Origin of the sequence: Shewanella submarina, assembly GCF_042646185.1 — a bacterium.
GTDB lineage: Bacteria > Pseudomonadota > Gammaproteobacteria > Enterobacterales > Shewanellaceae > Shewanella > Shewanella corallii.
The window spans coordinates 266,613-283,757 of sequence record NZ_JBHRTD010000001.1 but is presented as its reverse complement, the minus strand read 5'-3'; the positions used below and the strand labels follow the sequence as shown (position 1 = coordinate 283,757).

Here is a 17,145-nt window from a genome sequence, read left to right as displayed (position 1 = left end):
AGGATTAAAAATGACATCACTGTAGATTGAACCATGCTACTAACCCTATGCCCCCCCTGTTCTACTCCTTAAGCTTAGAAAGCGGGTGGTATTTCTGCTAACTCTCCGGCTCCCAAGAAGTAAAAGCAAAATTATAACAACTGCGAAAACTGCCCCTCCCGAGTCATACTTTCCCTTTTTGCTACTTTCTGCCTGTAAACAATCCCTAATCCCATCACCATTAGCATCAGTATTCTCATCTCTATCCAAAATACCGTCGTTGTCTGAGTCAATATCCAGATAATCGGGTGAACCATCGCGGTCTGTATCTTGTTCCCCCTCCTCTTCATCCGGTATGCCATCGCCATCACTGTCCAGATCTATAAAATTCAGAATTCCATCCTGATCGACATCTCCCATATCATTGGCTGCTCCTGCTGCAATAGAGTCGTCATCAATGCCATCAAAATCTGTATCGGCACCCTGCGTAACCAAAACGTCAATCGCATCATCAACGCCATTAAGGTTAGTGTCCGTGCCAGACAATTCAGTAATCACCTGCTCAACCCAATCGGGAAGCGTGTCACCATCACTGTCTATATCTATCTGATTTGGTGAACCATCAGCATCGGTATCAAGTGGCTTGAACCTATCGGCAATGCCATCACCATCATCATCCAAGCCCCCAACAGCATCTATATCCCAGGCATCATCTATCCCATCAAGGTCTGTATCCAGAGCCAATGCCGGCGGCAGCCCGTTCTCAAAAGTGTCTGACAGACCGTCATTGTCACTGTCTCTGTCCAGATAGTCCGCGACATTGTCCTGATCCCAGTCACCCGTGCCCTCCTGCAAATCACTCAGGCCGTCATTGTCGTTGTCTTTATCCAAACCTATAGGGATACCATCGCCATCTGGGTCCACCGAAACTGCGGTACCAAACTGGCCAGGGGCATTATCCCAGGCATCATCAATGCCATCGGCGTCCAAATCAGCTGAGAAATCAATCCGCCCATCATCATTAAGGTCCAGCAGATACGCCGGGGTCTCTCTGATGTCGGCAACACCATCATTATCACTGTCGAGATCAGCTATATCAGGAATGCCATCTGCATCTGTGTCAGCAGGAATCAGGATCAGCTCATTACCGGCATCTGCCAACCCATCTTCATTGATATCAAGGCCTCCCGCCTCCACCACATCCATAATGCCGTCGTTGTCACTATCCAAGTCTTTCAGATCGGGAACACCGTCTCCATCCTGATCCAGCAGCTGTATCTCATCTGTAAGCTGACCGACTTGCGCCCATCCAACCAGCGAACCTCCAGCCCCCCCGGGAATCAGGACTTCTGCAGTATCAATCACGCCATCATTGTCCACATCCTGATCCAGGAAATCTGCCACACCATCAAGATCAGTATCCTTTTCAAGCATCTGGGTATCACAGATACCATCCTGATCAGCATCCAAATATCCTGTCAGATCGATATCAAATCTGTCATCAATACCGTCTCCATCTGAGTCCTGCCCCAGAGTGAAATCCACGTCATAGGGATCGCCAATACCATCGGAGTCGGTGTCGATGCGCACCAGCGTAGCTTCAATATTGTCCGGGATAAGGTCATTATCTGAATCCACATCCAGATAGTCAGGAATGCCATCCGCATCTGAATCCCTGAGCTCAGCGGCATCGTCTATACCGTCGGCATTGTTGTCCACACCTTTGGTCACATCGATATCAAACAGGTCATCGATCCCGTCACCGTCACTGTCGTTACCTGTTAACCCCGCTTCATAGCTGTCGAGCAAACCATCATTATCATCGTCGTTATCCAGATAGCTGGGTAATCCATCGCCATCAGGGTCATCCGTTCCCTCCAATATGTCAGGAATACCATCATGGTCTTCATCGACACTGCTATCCAAATAGTCCGGCGTCCCATCACCATCTGTATCAGCAATACCTTCTTCCCCATCAGGAATACCGTCATTATCTGAGTCAGTGTCCCGGTAGTCAGGTATGCCATCACCATCACTGTCCCCGGTTCCCTCGGTCAGATCGTCAATACCATCGCCATCATCGTCCGCATCCTGCTCATCGGGGATCCCGTCACCATCAAGATCACCCAGTACAACCAGGGTCACCACTGCCGTGTTGGAGTCCAACTCACCGTCATTCGCAATAAAGTTGAAACTGTCGCTCCCCGAAAAATCGGCATCAGGTGTGTAGGTCAGGTTGGCTTCACTTCCGGATAACACTCCCTGCTCAGGGTAAGAGGTCAGGAGATAGCTTAGTGATTGCCCCTCTGGGTCAGAGGCCCCCAACAGAATAGCGACAGCAGTGCCCTGAACCAGCTCCAGCGTCTGGCTGTTGGCCACTGGTGCATCATTCTTTTCCACGACGTTGATGGTAATCATTGCCGTATTTGAATCCCCGCTGCCATCATTCACTTTAAAGCTGAAGCTGTCAGCGCCGTTGTAATCTGCACTCGGGGTATAGCTGAAGTTGGGGATAGTGCCGGTTAACACACCATTTGAAGGCGAGCTCACCAGGCTGTAGGTCAGGCTGTCACCATCCACATCTGCGCCACTCAGGGTAATGGCTTTGGTAATGTCCTCGGTGACGGTTACGCTCTGAGCATTGGCCGTAGGCAGGTCGTTCACCGCCGCAATCGTCAGGGTCACTGTTGCCGCAGCAGAGTCCTCAGTGCCGTCATTCACAACAAAAGTAAAACTGTCTATGCCATTAAAATTGGCATCTGGTGTGTAAGTAATAGCACCAGTTGATGTGTAAAATCTTCCGCCCGAAACACGTGCACCACCGCTCAATGCCCCGTTGGATGGCGGAGAGATAAAATAGCCCAGACTGCTTCCCTCGGTATCGCTACCCGTCAGGGTGATGCTCTTAGAGATATCCTCAGTTACCGCCACACTTTGAGCGTCAGCAACGGGCGCATCATTAACAGCGTTAACCGTAATAGACACAGTTGCCGTGCCCGAGTCACCTGTGCCGTCATTCACCTTAAAAGTGAAGCTGTCAGCGCCGTTGTAATCTGCATTAGGGGTATAACTGAGATTGGGGATAGTGCCGGTTAACACACCGTTTGAAGGCGAACTCACCAGATTGTAGGTCAGGCCGTCACCATCCACATCTGCGCCACTCAGGGTAATGGCTTTGGCAATGTCCTCGGTGACGGTTACGCTCTGAGCATTGGCCGTAGGCAGGTCGTTCACCGCCGCTACAGTCAGAGAAACCGTCGCCGTCGGTGAGTCCAGTCCACCGTCATTTACTTTAAAGGTAAAGCTGTCTGAGCCGTTGAAATTGGCGTTGGGACTGTAACTGATATTCGGTGGCGTGCCACTGACTGAGCCATTGGAAGGTGAGCTGACAATACTGTATGTCAGACTGCTTCCCTCGGTATCGCTGCCTGTCAGGGTGATCCCCTTTGAAATATCCTCAGTTACCGCCACACTTTGGGCGTCAGCAACAGGCGCATCATTTACAGCGTTAACCGTAATGGACACAGTTGCCGTGCCCGAGTCACCTGTGCCGTCATTCACCTTAAAAGTGAAGCTGTCAGCGCCGTTGTAATCTGCATTCGGGGTATAACTGAGATTGGGGATAGTGCCGGTTAACACACCGTTTGAAGGCGAGCTCACCAGGCTGTAGGTCAGACTGTCACCATCCACATCTGCGCCACTCAGGGTAATGGCTTTGGCAATGTCCTCGGTGACAGTTACGCTCTGGGCATTGGCCGTAGGCAAGTCGTTCACCGCCTCTACAGTCAGAGAAACAGTCACCGTCGCTGAGTCCAGTCCACCGTCATTCACTTTAAAGGTAAAGCTGTCAGCGCCATTAAAGTCAGCATCAGGGGTATAGGTAATATTGGGCAATGTCCCACTGAGAGCGCCATCAGAAGGAGAGTTGACAATACTGTAAGTCAAACTGCTCCCCTCGGTATCGCTGCCTGTCAGGGTGATGCTCTTGGAGATATCCTCAGTTACCGCCACACTTTGCGCATCAGCAACGGGCGCATCATTAACAGCGTTAACCGTAATAGACACGGTTGCCGTGCCCGAGTCACCTGTGCCGTCATTCACCTTAAAAGTGAAGCTGTCAGCGCCGTTGTAATCTGCATTCGGGGTATAACTGAGATTGGGGATAGTGCCGGTTAACACACCGTTTGAAGGCGAGCTCACCAGGCTGTAAGTCAGGCTGTCACCATCCACATCTGCGCCACTCAGGGTAATGGCTTTGGCAATGTCCTCTGTGACGGTTACGCTCTGAGCATTGGCCGTAGGCAGGTCATTTACTGCGGCGACCGTCAGGGACACTGTGGCAGTATTGGAGTCGGTAAAGCCATCATTCACTTTAAAGGTGAAACTGTCAGCGCCATTAAAGTCAGCATCAGGGGTATAGGTGATATTGGGCAATGTCCCACTGAGAGCGCCATCAGAAGGAGAGCTGACAATACTGTATGTCAGCGTATCGCCATCTGAATCGGAGGATGTAAGCGTAATCGCCCTGGCAACATCTTCTGTTACCGACACACTCTGCGCATCAGCAACCGGCAGGTTGTTCACCTCAATGGTCAACTCCTGATGAATATACTCCAGAGTACCGCCTCCATCGACTCGAACATAAAGATGATAAAAATTATCCGTGTCTGCATCGGCGGGAGAACCATAATCAGGCGCGGAGTTAAAGGTCAGCTGACCCGATGCTGAGATACTGAAAAGAGCGGCATCATCACCAAAAATTGAGTAGGTATAGGAGCCACTTCCCCCGGTGGCAACAACGTTTGTCACCAGAGTCGTCCCTTCGTTAACCTCTATGCTTGCTTCCTGCCCACCACCATTGGAGGTAATAGTGGGTGCAGCCGGATTCACATATATCAACTCTGTACTGAAGTCACTGGTCTGGCCCCAGGTATAGGTGTCTACATACATAAGGTCTGCGTAGCTGGTCGAAGTAAAGTCCCCCCAGGTATGTCGGTGTGTACCTGTAGTTGCAGTGCTGGAAAGCACACCGTTTGGCAGGTTACCTGAGCCACCGATCCCCGTATCATCCCAATACACCTGAGTTCCCACCAAAGTGGAGCTGTTTGTGGCCTGCAGCAGAGTTAAACCATCATTGGAACCGCCACCACTGGTTTCCACATCCTTTACCACGAAATGCATTTCCCCCAACTTGAGAGTGACTTTCACATCGTATTTGGCTGGGACCATGGCGTTACCGTCACGGTCTTTACCATCCCAGACGGCATTGACCTGAACGTTCTCAGTCATGGAGCCGACCATCACCTGTTCATAGCTGCCGCCGAAAGCCGCTACGCTGATGGCATATGTCCCTGTTGCGTTGGGGGTAAACGAGAAAGTTCCCGTATCTTCAATCGTATCGCCGTTGGGGGTAAATTCGTTGTCATTGCCCGCGCTGTCGGTAAAGCTGGCAGTCCCGGTTAACGCAGGTGCGGTGGAGGGTGAAGAAGATGGACTGGCTCCTGTAGGGTAGCTCAAATAGGTTGGATATTTTTCGCTGATAGTAGCAGTGTATAGCGAAGCACTTCTTCCGCTATCAGGCCAATTCAAACCTATATCACTGGCCTGAAACTTATAGATATCCCCCGCGAATCCCTGTAAATCTACCGCCCATACATAATTGGTGTTGCTATAGCCTCCCGGTGTTAACACATACAGCTTGGTATCTGATGCATAAGGCTCTGTGTACCAAGGGGTATCAAAACGCCACAGATAAGAAAACAGATTGCCATCGCTGGCTGTGGGATCTACGGAATCGCTGGCATTGGCCACCACAGAAACATCCCAGCGCTCAAAGTTATCAGAGATATCGGTGAAGTCGACCGCATAAACACCTGCACTACTGACCTGATATTGCATAGCTTCGCCGCTGGCAGGGGTAGCTGGAAGGGCGCTGGTCATATCATCAGAGCAACTGATATTCCCCTGAGTAGAGCTCAAATCAGCCAACTTGGTATTTTTGACATATTTACCGTTTACCAGACTCGTAGAGTAAATATCTGCATACACAGGACCGCTTTGATAATACTCCCGGCATAGATGCACACGGATGTATTTACTGGCGGAATCTACATGAATAAACAGCAAGGTATCTGTTTCCAGATGCTGAGGAGCGGTGGCGTCCATTTGGTAGGTACCCTCAGCCCGTACCTCACCAAGCTGAACCCCTGCCATCAACAATAACAACGCCCTGAAACAGAACTTTATTGCATTACTCAGCATCCACAATTCCTCGATAAGGAGTGAAAAGCTGGGTCATTTACCGGGTTGGCATCCCCAAAATATAACGCCACAACCCTAATGACCTTCAGTCAGGCAAATTCCATTTCAATCCCTTAAGTGTAGTCGAAATTAGCTGAGGCAGAGGTTGGGGCTTTGGTGCAGAAACCAGAGTATCTTTGTTTCAGAAGCAAGAAATTGTTTGGTCTGGGAGCATCAAGGGGTTTGCAGTAATGTGAGGATCCTGTCGATACAGACCTGCGGACGAGTCCTCCATAATCCATAACCGATGGGAATAACCTGAACGCCGGCACGCCTCAGAATGCTGTAGCTATTGAGTTCAAAAAACTGCTCCCAGGGGCCGGGGTAACCAATCAGGTCCAACGCCAGATAGCGACCATGTTGGCGGCACAGAATATCGATTTCAGTGCCTGCGACTTCATAGCCGGTCCAGGTCTCTACACCTCTTTCCCGTAAGGCATCCACCACCGCCAGTTGAAACTCATCCACCAGCTCATTTTGGCTGTGACTGGCAGCAAAGTCGGATACTGAATCCAGATAGCGTCTGATTAGAGCTGTGGCAGGCAGCAAAGCGGCATCAAAAGAGATAAACAGGTGTTGCTGCTCTCTCGCACGGGTAATGGCGACATTAAAGACATCTTCCCGGTTTAAATATACGGCAGCACGTTTGGCACTGTTATCCAGACCAAAGGAGAGCAACATAATATCCCGCTCCTCTCCCTGAAAACCAAATGGCGTCGCGGCCCGCAACTGATACTTCAATTGCTGAGAGGGAGAAAACTGCTCGCCGATTGCATCATTCAAAGCGTCAGCCTGAGCCCGAAATGGCGACAGTAGCCCGATAGATTTCACCACATCCCGGGATTCACAATCCTCAATCAACTCACTGAGTTTACAGATGACGGCATTAACCTCGATCTGATTGACGCCTTTGGCATCACGTTCACCGCCAACTGAATGCAGATGCAGGTGACCACTGCTGGTACAGGGCTTATGCTGCATAACTCTGAGTTTGCCCTGATAGAAGGTCTGATTGCTGAAGTGGATCAGCTCAGGCGCACTGCGGAAATGCTCATCCAGAAATGCCACCTCTTGCTGCGACACCAGCTCATCTGAAAACAGATCGAGTATTGAGGCATTACGATAGCTGGTGATACCAGCCATGGCGGGAGTCACACTATGCAGAGATTGCAGTTCCTGCTCTTTGGCTCTGGATAAAAAGGAGATATGTCGTAATTGCTTGCCGTCGCCGACCACCAGCGCCCGCCGGGCCCGAAACAATGCTGGAAGAGCGCTGGTGATGTTGCTCTGGGTAGCTTCATCAAATATCACCAAATCAAACAGTTCCCGCTGCAAAGGCAGCACTCTGTGCAGGGTATTCAAGCTCACCAGCCAAACCGGAAACGCCTGCTGCAACACCTGATAATCCAGGTTGGCAAACAGTTCAAATTGCCTTTGGGAACTGCGCGAGCGAATAGCTTTATTAAATGTATTGAGGTGGCTTCGGTCATTATCCAGCAGCTTTTGTACCTGCTCAGATTTGGCCGCCAGCAAAAATGCCGCCGCCAGGCTCTCTTTGCTGACCAGTTTATTGTTGTACTCCTCCAACACCTGCCATTCCCGCTGTAACCTGGCCATCGACTGCCCAAACAGCGCAAGATACAGTGCTTTCAACCACGCAGGGCCTGAGCTTTCCAAGCGCTGCAACCTCTGCCCGCGCCGTATCGCCTGCCCCAAACGCTTCAGTAAACTGCGCTCATCTTTTTCCAGGGTGCGGTTAATACTCTCCAACTGGCTTTCCAGCTCAGAGGCTGAGCACTCATGCTCATGTTGGACCATGCCGCTGAGCAGGCCGTCGATATAATCCTTGAGTTGTTTAAGAAAGGCCTTCTGCCCCGCCCTTAAACAGATATCACCAAGTCCAAACTGGGCCTTGAGTTTGTCATTAATAACATCAAGGGCATGTTCATTGTTGGCCACCACCAACACCGACTTCCCTCTCGCCATATGCTCTGCAGCCACGGCCGCGATGGTATAGCTTTTCCCCGTACCCGGCGGACCAACAACCAATCCAAGATGCTGATTCGCAGCTATCTCCAATACCTGCTGTTGCGCATGGGACAAAAGGCAGGGCAGGTAGCGGCTTTTGGGCGTGACTTTTGGAGATTGGGGACCAGCTCGCCCCGTCAGGCACAGTAAGGGTTTAGACAGCTCAGCCGCATCTTCCATTGAGGCGAGCTCATGCAATATGCCTCTGCTGCTCAACGGGCGCTCGATCAGTACCAGGGCCGAAGCCGGCAATACTGTCAAAGTGTTCGCCCTGGCTTTACGCTTCAGTTGTTCCAGCCCCACCAATCTGGGAAAGGACAATAGTTCCAACGCTTCCAACTCATGTTGACTGTGCTTTTTCAACAAGGCGGTCCATGTGGCAGCACTCTCGGGCGCGGTAATGGATGCAAGCAACCCGGCAGCAGATTCCTCAGGCAACAGCATCCTGAGTAAAGGCTCATTCAGGCTCAGTCCTGCCTCTTTAAAGCTGGCAAACCACTCATCGCTATCCTGTTCCAACAGCGCTTCACTGTATACCAGGGGACTGAACAGGGTTCTCCTCTCGCCATTATCTTCAACCTTACCCACCACAAAGTGAGAGACGTACAGCAACACCCTTTCTCTTTGATATCGCTCGACCCTTTGCGACATCAGCTCGGCCTCATCCGGGGCCAGAGCCTGTCTCGGCAGAAAGCCTGTCAGCAGTTGATCTTCGCCCTCAATAAACAGGCAGTCGGTTTTGGCAAGCTTGCTGAGATTCCACAGGTTAAGGTCAACACAGTCCTCCCTGTAACAGTCACCATAGTAGCCAAGAAAAGCGTTAATTGGAGTTGGTTGCACAATCAACGCCCCTCGGAGAGTGGAATAGCATAAGTGGCAACAGCATGAACAACCGGCTCAGTCTTACCTTCAGAGTAAATTGTCACTTCGCCGACGATTTGAGTTTTACCCACTTTCAGCAAGCTACAATTGGCGAGAATATCTCTATCGGCAGCAGGCTTACTCAGGAAATTGATGTTCAGGTTGGGGGTTACCGCCATTGCAACCAGGCCAATTTCCCCCAGAATCGCGACATAAAGAGCAGCATCAGCAACCTCCATCAACAAAGGGCCTGATACCGTGCCACCTGGCCGCAAATGCTCAAAGCCTATCTGCTTTCTGATCTGCGCATGGCGATCGCCTACCGCTTCAATGCTGAAGTTGGCTTGGGGGAACTCATCCCTGAAAAACTGCTCAAGCGCCTGCTTATCTGCCATTTGATGTTATCCATTCCTGTTTTCCTTTTTGTCGGCTCAAGTTACCACAGCAGGCTCAAGGCACAACAGGTTGGCTGCCATCAAAAAACCTCTACTTTTGGGTAATACAACCTCAGCGATTGCCCGATTTTCGCCACAATTGATCACTGGTCTGCCCCCCTATCTGCGATCCCCTTTGATTCAATACATCACTACGATTTAACAACAGGGAAGACTTATGGGAGACATCATATTTGGGCTGCTGGCACTGGTACTGTTGGCAGGATTGGGTTTTGGCGCATTTGTGCTGGTCAAGATGGGGCTTAAACGCATGTATGGTCACTCAGATGACCCAATTCATCAGGCCCGCAGTTCACTCATACTCAAAAGCACACTGGCGGTTATGCTTTGTCTGTTAGCGATTGTGCCCCTGACCATGGTCAGGGATATGACCACTGAACGTGAAGGACTGTATAAAAATGTGGTCTACGAAATGGGTCATACCTGGGGCAGCAAACAGCAACTGGCAGGTCCGGTGCTGGTGCTCCCCTATCAATATGTGGTGATTACCAAGGGTACCAACCGGGATGGGGAACCACGGGAAACCAGAACGTTAATGCGGGATGAACTGCTGATTTTGCCAAAGCAGTTAAACATAGACGCCAAACTGACTCACGACTTCAGGGACCGCGGTATATATCGCTCTTTGGTCTATCGCAGCAATATCACAGGTCAGGCAAAATTTGATTTTGACTTGCCACAAATGCCCAACCTTGAAGCCTATGATTTTGAGTCAGCACGCCTGGTATTCGGACTATCAGCCAATAAATCCATCGATACAGTGGAGAACTTCGATGTCAGCGGTGAAGGGCTAGAACCCCAGGACAGCCTGCAGTCAGGTACAGGACTCGCCACGCCTGCTTTAAGTCGAGGATTCCATCGCCCGCTGGCGGGCATGACAGGGGCAACCCCGTTTACTTTGGATTTCAAAATGCAATTACGGGGCTCACAGGGCATCAGTTTCCTGCCTCTGGGAGAAAGTTCAGTATTCGAGTTAACCACTGACTGGCCGCATCCCAGCTTCAACGGTATTTTGCCCACCGCCAGGAATATAGATGAGCAGGGATTTTCTGCCTCCTGGGACATCACTCACCTGAGCCGTAACTATCCACAGATTTTCCGGGATTCCAGCGGCAAGAATCTGGATGAGGCCAATGCTGGAACCCAGCTGTTCGAGCCAGCAACCCATTACGGCAAGATCGACCGCGCAATGAAATATGGTCTGCTGTTTGTCGCTCTGACGTTTATCGTGTTGCTGATGTTTGAACTGGGCCAGGGGCAGCGCCTGTCTCCACTGCAGTACATGATGGTAGGCGCGGCAATGACCCTCTTTTACCTGTTACTGCTGGCCCTGTCTGAGCATCTGAGCTTCGCCATCGCTTATATGGCTGCGGCCAGCGTGCCCGTGCTGAGTATTCCCGCCTATGTTGCCAGCGCCACTGGCAGTCGCAATAAAGGCGTCGTTATGTTGGCCATGTTGTTGGGTCTGTATGCCCTGCTGTTTTCAATTCTGCGGCTGGAAGACTATGCATTGCTGATGGGCAGCGGCCTGTTGGTTGCAGTACTGCTGACACTCATGTATCTCACCCGGCGTCAGTCTGAGGCCGGGTAACCCATCCTATCCCTTGCCTTTGGTTGTGTTGAAGGCGCCGGCATCCCCTTTGGAATGCCGGCTTTTTTCGCCCCGAACGTTAACACCTTGTTAATTTCAGTCATCAAGATACAATCACCAAAATCAGTTTTATACGCCAAACAACAAAGACTTCCCGGCGCATTACACTAAAACAAGGCCCTTATGGAACATAATAATAAGAAAACCTTTATCAACTGGGCGCTGCTGTTTATCGCCTTTATGTTACTGCAACCTGTATGGTCCCTGCTGTTTAAACTGCCCCAATCCCTCTATGTATTTACCGCTCTGGGAGATATGTGGAAATTCTACGATTTGAACGAATATGGCAGACCTATCGCCGGACTGGTCAATACTGTGGTTGTGGTAATGCTGTACCTGCCAAAGTTCAGAAAACCGGCACTGATACTGGCAATGCTCATTATGATTGTGGCCCTGATTGGCCACGCAATGGTGGGAATACAACTCCCCACCTTTGGCGAGGCAGTGACCAGTATGTATGGCATGATTCAAACCGGCGATCACTGGCAAGCAATAGATGAGGCACGCCACAATGGATTCAGTCGCAATATGGTACTGCTGTCACCGTCGGGCTATGAACTGTATGTACCCAAAGGCTACGACAACGGCCTGTCTGCCACTATCTATCTGGTCGCCCTGATACTCGCCGCGTCAGTGCTTAATGCATTGCGCGGCAAGGTCCAATCCCAGCCTCCAACACAAGAGGAGCAAACCCAATGAGATCAAGATACCTGGCATTCCTGGCGCTGCTGACGGCAAGTTTGGCTAACGCGGCTCAGTTACCAGATGCACCTCATATTGCTACCACAGGTAATGCCACGGTCACCGTGAGGCCAGATATTGCACTTCTGTCATTTGAAACAAGCCACAGCGCCGGGGAGCCTCAACAGGCGAAGCAACTGGTAGATAAAGCTGTAAACACCCTGCTTGCCGGGATAACACAGTTCAAGGTAGAGGCCGGTGACATTTCAGCCTCAGACCTGAGTCTGGAGCAGGATATTCGCTACGATGCCAATGACAATCCGCTCCCGGAAGGTTATATAGCTTCCAGAAACATTAGAGTTTATTTGAAGGACACCAGTCAGATCAGTGACCTTATCGACTTTGCTCTGCAGTCAGGCATCACTGAGCTGGACAATATCAAAATGAAAAGCTCGCGTGAGCCTGGATTAAAAGCAGAGGCCCAAACCCAGGCTGTTGAACATGCCAGAGAGCAGGCCGCTAATCTGGCTTCCAATCTAGGCGTCAAACTGGGTGAGATCTACAGCATCATTCCCGAATCAACCAAGTTGCATGGACAATACCGCAACGTCGAACGCATTGAAGTAACCGGCAGCAGTCTGCGCAAGCCTCAATACCTGCAGCCACAAATTGAGTTCAGCGCCACGGTTGAGCTGGTGTTCCTGCTCGATAGCCAGTAACAGCGCCTGACAATATGAAAAACCGATGGCCCATCCTGTTAATGCTGCTCTCGCTGCTGGGGGTGTTTGCCACCGGCTATGAGTTTGAGCTGTTTGGCAAACCCATAGACTTTATTCACCGGCCGGAGACGGCGCTTTTCTATGGCTTTATTATCACCGGAATTTTAGGCCTGTTCTGGACATTACTGAGATTCAAAGTGGCACTGCTCATAAGCCTGGCCATCGCTTTACTGTTCGCTGGACTGTTTATTCTGGGGAAGATAAATCGGGGAGAGCTATAAAATGAAATTTACTCCTTTGATGCCTGACTACTCAAGACCATTGAGAAGAGTTCACCGGATAATGGCAGTGATATTGGTGACGCTGCTGATAAGCGGGCTTGCCGTCCCTGAGATGGCAGACACCAACGAGCTTAAATGGTTACTGCGAGAGTCCCACGAGTCTCTGGGAATAATAGTTATTCCTCTGCTGTTACTCAGGTTGTGGCTAAGACTGAGTTCACCGGCACATTCAGCCAGGTTGCTTCACTACCCAAATTGGATGTATTGGTTATCCAGATGGGTTCATTTCAGTTTTTACCTGCTAATGTTACTGCTTCCTGTTGCAGGTTGGTTGGCGGCACATCCCTACGGCATTGAACTGTTTGGCCTCTACCTGGCCGACCTGCTCCCTGACGCTGTAACCTATCTTCTCCTGCTTGATGGTGCCCCGGATTTTTACCTTGCCGGAGTAGCCTTCGTCTATCACAAACAAGGCACTAATAAAAAACAGCCCGAACTGAGCTAACTCAATCCGGGCTGCTTGCAATTACATGACTGAAATCAGGAAGCGAAATTTTTCCGCAGATAATGGATGATATCGTCCGATTCATACATCCATTCAACCTTGCCATTGCCGTGATCTATCCTGAGACAGGGCACCATACTGCGGCCCCCTTCCTGCACCAGCATCTGATAGGCAGAGCGATCATCATCAACATCCACCAGCGCAATATCCAGGTTCATGGTTTTCATCGCCTCACGCACTTTTCTGCAAAATGGGCAGTATGCTTTGTGATACAGGCTGAGGTCTTTCAAATCAGGCATAGGGGTTCCTTTTCAGTAGTTATGATTGGATCTGACAGAAATTTGGAATATCAGACCAAGCTAACATGATTTTTATGACATAAAAGCAAAGAGTTCATCAATTACTCAGCAAACCATAGCTGCCATACTCAGGTAAACCTGAAACCACCTGCCGCATCTTCAATTCACCATCGCCGGACACATCGAAGATAATCACCTGCCCCTGGTTACCTACCAGCTGATACAGCAAGGTACCGTCATGGTTAAGGGTAATATCACTCAGGAATCGCTCTTCACTGTCATCTTTAAAAGCCAGCAACTCCTTTAACTGCACAGCACCTGACTCACCGACAGAGAAACTCGACAATGAGCTTGAAAGCGCATTGACCGCAAACAGGGTATTGCCATCAGCAGACAGAGCAACCCAGCAATTGGCCAGCTCTCCACCTTCAACCTCATCACCAGTGAGTACATCTGCAGATATCAGTTGTAACCGGCGGCCATCATCGCTCAGGGAGTAACTTGAGACAGAGCCGGTTTGCCATGAAAAAGCAGGTGCCTGCACCACTTCGCCATTCCCCTCACGCAATTTGAAGTCAGGGGTCAGGAAACGCGCTTCAGACATCAAAATAATCTCCTGTTCGCCATCATCCCTCGATACCCAACCCACCGGAATCGCCTGAAATCTATCATCAGCTTCTCTGGGAGAATCAATTTCCGCCGTCGGCTCACCGGACAGAGTCCCCCCGGCAACGGCATAAACCTTAATCTTGCCTGTCACCAATTCGTTGACGATGACATGCTCGCCATCCGCAGAAAAGCCAATGGTAGAGGGCCTGGCCATCAGATCACGCCGCGAGCCAGCTACCGGCAACAGGGTGTTATCAAATATTCGGTACAAGGCGATGCTGCCTTTGCCATTGTCCATACCCAGGCTGGCAACGGCGACCATATCTCCGTGCACATCCAGGCTCAGGGGAAACCTGTCACTGGCTTTGGCAATACTCAAAGGCGCCATGGTGCCATCAGCAGCTATCCCCATCAGAGATACAGTGCCGTCCCCCGGATTAACCACTGCCGCATAACGACCATCATCACTGGCCATCAGGGCGTTGGCTGAAATCAAAGGGTCATCACCATTGGCCAGCGGATGATTCAAATCCCGTTTGAGATCCGGCACCTCGTAGGGACCGGTTCCCTGCCCACCAGTCCTGAACTCACCAAACAACTCAAATTCGCCACCTTCATTTTGTCGCCATCCAACCACCGAATTGGCCGCCTGCTTATTACTGACGACATAGAAACGGTTATCTTGATTAGCTGTTGAAGCCCGGTCTGAATCCGTCTTGACAGCTCCCGGCTGCGCCCCCTGATTTCCCTGAGAGCAGCCCCAGGTAAAAAGTTGACTGACCAACAACACAAACAGTACTTGCACACTGGATTTCATGAAGTTCTCCCGATTCCGGAGTGAGTAATCAATCCATATAGAATTGATCTCCGATAATTATTGATTTGCAGTCCCTGGAATGACGGGACTGTTGATATTGAAGCCGGGCGATCGCCCGGCAAAGATAACGACTGCCAGCCACATTGGCAGTCGCCGGGCGCAAACTCCCACCCGCTAATTTGAGGCCTTGGGTTCCTGATAACTGTTATTCAACTTGTCATTGTGCCCGCCGGTTGCCAGCTTCCCGGTCCCTTTGCCCACGCTCAAAACCGGATAGTACTGAGTAAATACAAAGTCATCCGCTGCCGCATTCTCATGGCAGGCATTACAGGCAGCCGCAGGGAAAGGTTTAGCGGTTTTGGTCAGGCTCTTGTGGTTCGGCCCTGAGAAACTGTAATAGGCCCAGTTTCCGGGTTCGTTGGGGAAGGCTTTTTTGCTCTTAATAGTGGCTTCCAGCCCCAGAAACTCGCCCTGGAAATACCCCTGTCCGCTGACAGCTGTTTTGGAACCGACACTCACCAGTTCTTTAATCAGGATAGTGCCGTCGCGGAACTTGCCGGTTTTCTTCCAGTGCTTCCAACTGGCAGGATCGATATAAACATTATGGTGTTCAGGAAAGGCAGCTTTGCCATTGTTCATATCATTGGGGGTGACAGGCGTACCCACATAAACCCATTCCCGATAACCCGTAGGCCGGGTCAACTCACCGTTTTTAAGGGTGTAATACTCACCTGCGTTGGACTGGCCAATTCCTGCACCCAATGTCAGCAGTGCAGTTGTAGTAAGAAACAGCGCTTTTAATGCCATCAGATTTCTCCCTCGTTTTGTCAGCGCTTCAGAGTTGAAGCACCAAACCCATCACGGCCGAAATTCCAGCCTGGCAATACCGGTCTGCATGGGTAGCAATAAACCTAAAGGGGAATCCAAATTGTCAGAACACCACAAAGACGCAATAACGGCGCAATTACAATCAAACTCGCACAAACCGCTTAAATAAAATAAGTTGAGCTAACCGATGAAAATTGAATCGATCGAAATATGCTGCTGATAATCTCAATAATATTGATAGCTGCACTGGGATATCTGGCTCAGTCTGTTGGCCTGTGTATGGTGCGGGGAGTAAGGGAAGCATCTAACGGCAGGCCAATGTTTTTAATAGCAATTATTTTCAGCGGCACACTTTCCTGGATATCAATATTGGTTGCGCGGCATCTGCAGATGCAAACCCCGTTTATCTCATTCAATCTCTCACTATGGGCAGTATTGGGCGGCCTGATATTTGGAATTGGCTCTGCCATCAATAATGGCTGTGGGGTCTCCACTATCAGCCGTTTGGCCCGTGGACATCTGGCCATGGCGATGACTATCTGCGGCTGGTTGACGGGCTGGTTCCTGCTGGCAATGTTTGGCCCTGATATCCAGCCAGAGCCTTACGCTCTGACTGAAAGCAGGCACCTCGCCGGACTTGGACTGCTGACATGGGGGATTGTGGTTCTCAATATCAAAATAACACCCCGCAATCGTAAAGTTTGGCTAAGCATGCTCTTGATTGGTCTGATGGCCAGCATAGTCTTCCTGACAGAGCCACACTGGACGCCCAGCGCCCTGCTTAAAGATATGAGCAGCTCACTGAGTGGAAACCGCGCCTGGCCTGAAGCCAGTCGGTTCGCGCTGTTCCTGGCTCTTCTGGGCGGCATGCTGCTGGCCGCCTTTAAAGCCAGAAACTTCAAACTCCGCTATATCAACGGCCGACAGGCAGTTAAGCACCTGGCAGCCGGCGTTATGATGGGCATGGGAGCAGCAGTTGCCAGCGGCGGCAACGACACGCAATTACTTTTGGCGTTGCCCTCGTTTTCCCCGGCAGGCATTACCACAGTTTTCTTTATCCTTTTAGGCATCTATTTGGGCAGAAGGCTGATTTCAGAGCGCTAACCCTAAGACTAAACGACTATTTTTTACA

At 50.6% G+C, this 17,145-nt stretch carries 12 protein-coding genes; 6 read left to right on the top strand and 6 right to left on the bottom strand.

Annotated elements, in window-relative coordinates; translation table 11 throughout:
• Window positions 1-45: 45 nt before the first annotated feature.
• The 3 genes from ACFOE0_RS01280 to ACFOE0_RS01270 all read right to left on the bottom strand — a co-directional run bounded on the left by ACFOE0_RS01280 (window position 46) and on the right by ACFOE0_RS01270 (window position 9,563).
• Window positions 46-6,240, bottom strand: coding sequence for an Ig-like domain-containing protein (locus ACFOE0_RS01280; RefSeq protein ID WP_248936606.1), 6,195 nt, complete (start codon window positions 6,238-6,240; stop codon window positions 46-48).
• Window positions 6,241-6,453: 213 nt separating this feature from the next.
• Window positions 6,454-9,147 (bottom strand): DEAD/DEAH box helicase, encoded by a 2,694-nt coding sequence (locus ACFOE0_RS01275; protein WP_248936605.1) that lies wholly within the window; start codon window positions 9,145-9,147, stop codon window positions 6,454-6,456.
• A gap of 2 nt (window positions 9,148-9,149) precedes the next feature.
• Complete coding sequence (locus tag ACFOE0_RS01270; protein ID WP_248936604.1) at window positions 9,150-9,563, bottom strand: PaaI family thioesterase; 414 nt, start codon at window positions 9,561-9,563, stop codon at window positions 9,150-9,152.
• Window positions 9,564-9,780: 217 nt separating this feature from the next.
• Here ACFOE0_RS01270 and creD point away from each other — a divergent pair, with 217 nt between their 5' ends.
• The 5 genes from creD to ACFOE0_RS01245 all read left to right on the top strand — a co-directional run bounded on the left by creD (window position 9,781) and on the right by ACFOE0_RS01245 (window position 13,460).
• On the top strand, window positions 9,781-11,214 hold the full coding sequence (gene creD / locus ACFOE0_RS01265) for a cell envelope integrity protein CreD (RefSeq protein WP_248936603.1): 1,434 nt from the start codon (window positions 9,781-9,783) through the stop codon (window positions 11,212-11,214).
• Window positions 11,215-11,397: 183 nt separating this feature from the next.
• On the top strand, window positions 11,398-11,973 hold the full coding sequence (locus ACFOE0_RS01260; RefSeq protein ID WP_248936602.1) for a hypothetical protein: 576 nt from the start codon (window positions 11,398-11,400) through the stop codon (window positions 11,971-11,973).
• Window positions 11,970-12,674, top strand: a complete 705-nt coding sequence (locus ACFOE0_RS01255; protein WP_248936601.1) for an SIMPL domain-containing protein — start codon at window positions 11,970-11,972, stop codon at window positions 12,672-12,674. The genes ACFOE0_RS01260 and ACFOE0_RS01255 overlap by 4 nt, the downstream gene beginning before the upstream one ends.
• Window positions 12,675-12,688: 14 nt before the next feature.
• Window positions 12,689-12,955, top strand: coding sequence for a hypothetical protein (locus tag ACFOE0_RS01250; protein WP_248936600.1), 267 nt, complete (start codon window positions 12,689-12,691; stop codon window positions 12,953-12,955).
• 1 nt (window position 12,956) lies between these two features.
• Entirely contained in the window at window positions 12,957-13,460 is a 504-nt protein-coding gene (locus ACFOE0_RS01245; protein ID WP_248936599.1) for a cytochrome b, read from the top strand.
• Window positions 13,461-13,495: 35 nt separating this feature from the next.
• Here the strand turns inward: ACFOE0_RS01245 and ACFOE0_RS01240 are convergent, their stop codons facing one another.
• The 3 genes from ACFOE0_RS01240 to ACFOE0_RS01230 all read right to left on the bottom strand — a co-directional run bounded on the left by ACFOE0_RS01240 (window position 13,496) and on the right by ACFOE0_RS01230 (window position 15,992).
• Window positions 13,496-13,759 (bottom strand): glutaredoxin family protein, encoded by a 264-nt coding sequence (locus tag ACFOE0_RS01240; RefSeq protein ID WP_248936598.1) that lies wholly within the window; start codon window positions 13,757-13,759, stop codon window positions 13,496-13,498.
• A gap of 97 nt (window positions 13,760-13,856) precedes the next feature.
• On the bottom strand, window positions 13,857-15,185 hold the full coding sequence (locus ACFOE0_RS01235) for a lactonase family protein (protein ID WP_248936597.1): 1,329 nt from the start codon (window positions 15,183-15,185) through the stop codon (window positions 13,857-13,859).
• Between the two features lie 174 nt (window positions 15,186-15,359).
• A complete protein-coding gene (locus ACFOE0_RS01230) occupies window positions 15,360-15,992 on the bottom strand; it encodes a cytochrome P460 family protein (RefSeq protein ID WP_248936596.1) in 633 nt (210 codons plus the stop codon).
• A gap of 231 nt (window positions 15,993-16,223) precedes the next feature.
• Here ACFOE0_RS01230 and ACFOE0_RS01225 point away from each other — a divergent pair, with 231 nt between their 5' ends.
• Window positions 16,224-17,117: a YeeE/YedE thiosulfate transporter family protein gene (locus ACFOE0_RS01225; protein ID WP_248936595.1), complete on the top strand. Its 894-nt coding sequence runs from the start codon at window positions 16,224-16,226 to the stop codon at window positions 17,115-17,117.
• The last annotated feature ends 28 nt before the right edge of the window (window positions 17,118-17,145 follow it).

Coding starts and splice junctions, on each gene's coding strand:
- ACFOE0_RS01280 (WP_248936606.1), bottom strand. CDS start 6,240: ATGCTGAGTAATGCAATAAAGTTCTGTTTCAGGGCGTTGTTATTGTTG.
- ACFOE0_RS01270 (WP_248936604.1), bottom strand. CDS start 9,563: ATGGCAGATAAGCAGGCGCTTGAGCAGTTTTTCAGGGATGAGTTCCCC.
- creD (WP_248936603.1), top strand. CDS start 9,781: ATGGGAGACATCATATTTGGGCTGCTGGCACTGGTACTGTTGGCAGGA.
- ACFOE0_RS01260 (WP_248936602.1), top strand. CDS start 11,398: ATGGAACATAATAATAAGAAAACCTTTATCAACTGGGCGCTGCTGTTT.
- ACFOE0_RS01255 (WP_248936601.1), top strand. CDS start 11,970: ATGAGATCAAGATACCTGGCATTCCTGGCGCTGCTGACGGCAAGTTTG.
- ACFOE0_RS01250 (WP_248936600.1), top strand. CDS start 12,689: ATGAAAAACCGATGGCCCATCCTGTTAATGCTGCTCTCGCTGCTGGGG.
- ACFOE0_RS01245 (WP_248936599.1), top strand. CDS start 12,957: ATGAAATTTACTCCTTTGATGCCTGACTACTCAAGACCATTGAGAAGA.
- ACFOE0_RS01240 (WP_248936598.1), bottom strand. CDS start 13,759: ATGCCTGATTTGAAAGACCTCAGCCTGTATCACAAAGCATACTGCCCA.
- ACFOE0_RS01235 (WP_248936597.1), bottom strand. CDS start 15,185: ATGAAATCCAGTGTGCAAGTACTGTTTGTGTTGTTGGTCAGTCAACTT.
- ACFOE0_RS01230 (WP_248936596.1), bottom strand. CDS start 15,992: ATGGCATTAAAAGCGCTGTTTCTTACTACAACTGCACTGCTGACATTG.
- ACFOE0_RS01225 (WP_248936595.1), top strand. CDS start 16,224: ATGCTGCTGATAATCTCAATAATATTGATAGCTGCACTGGGATATCTG.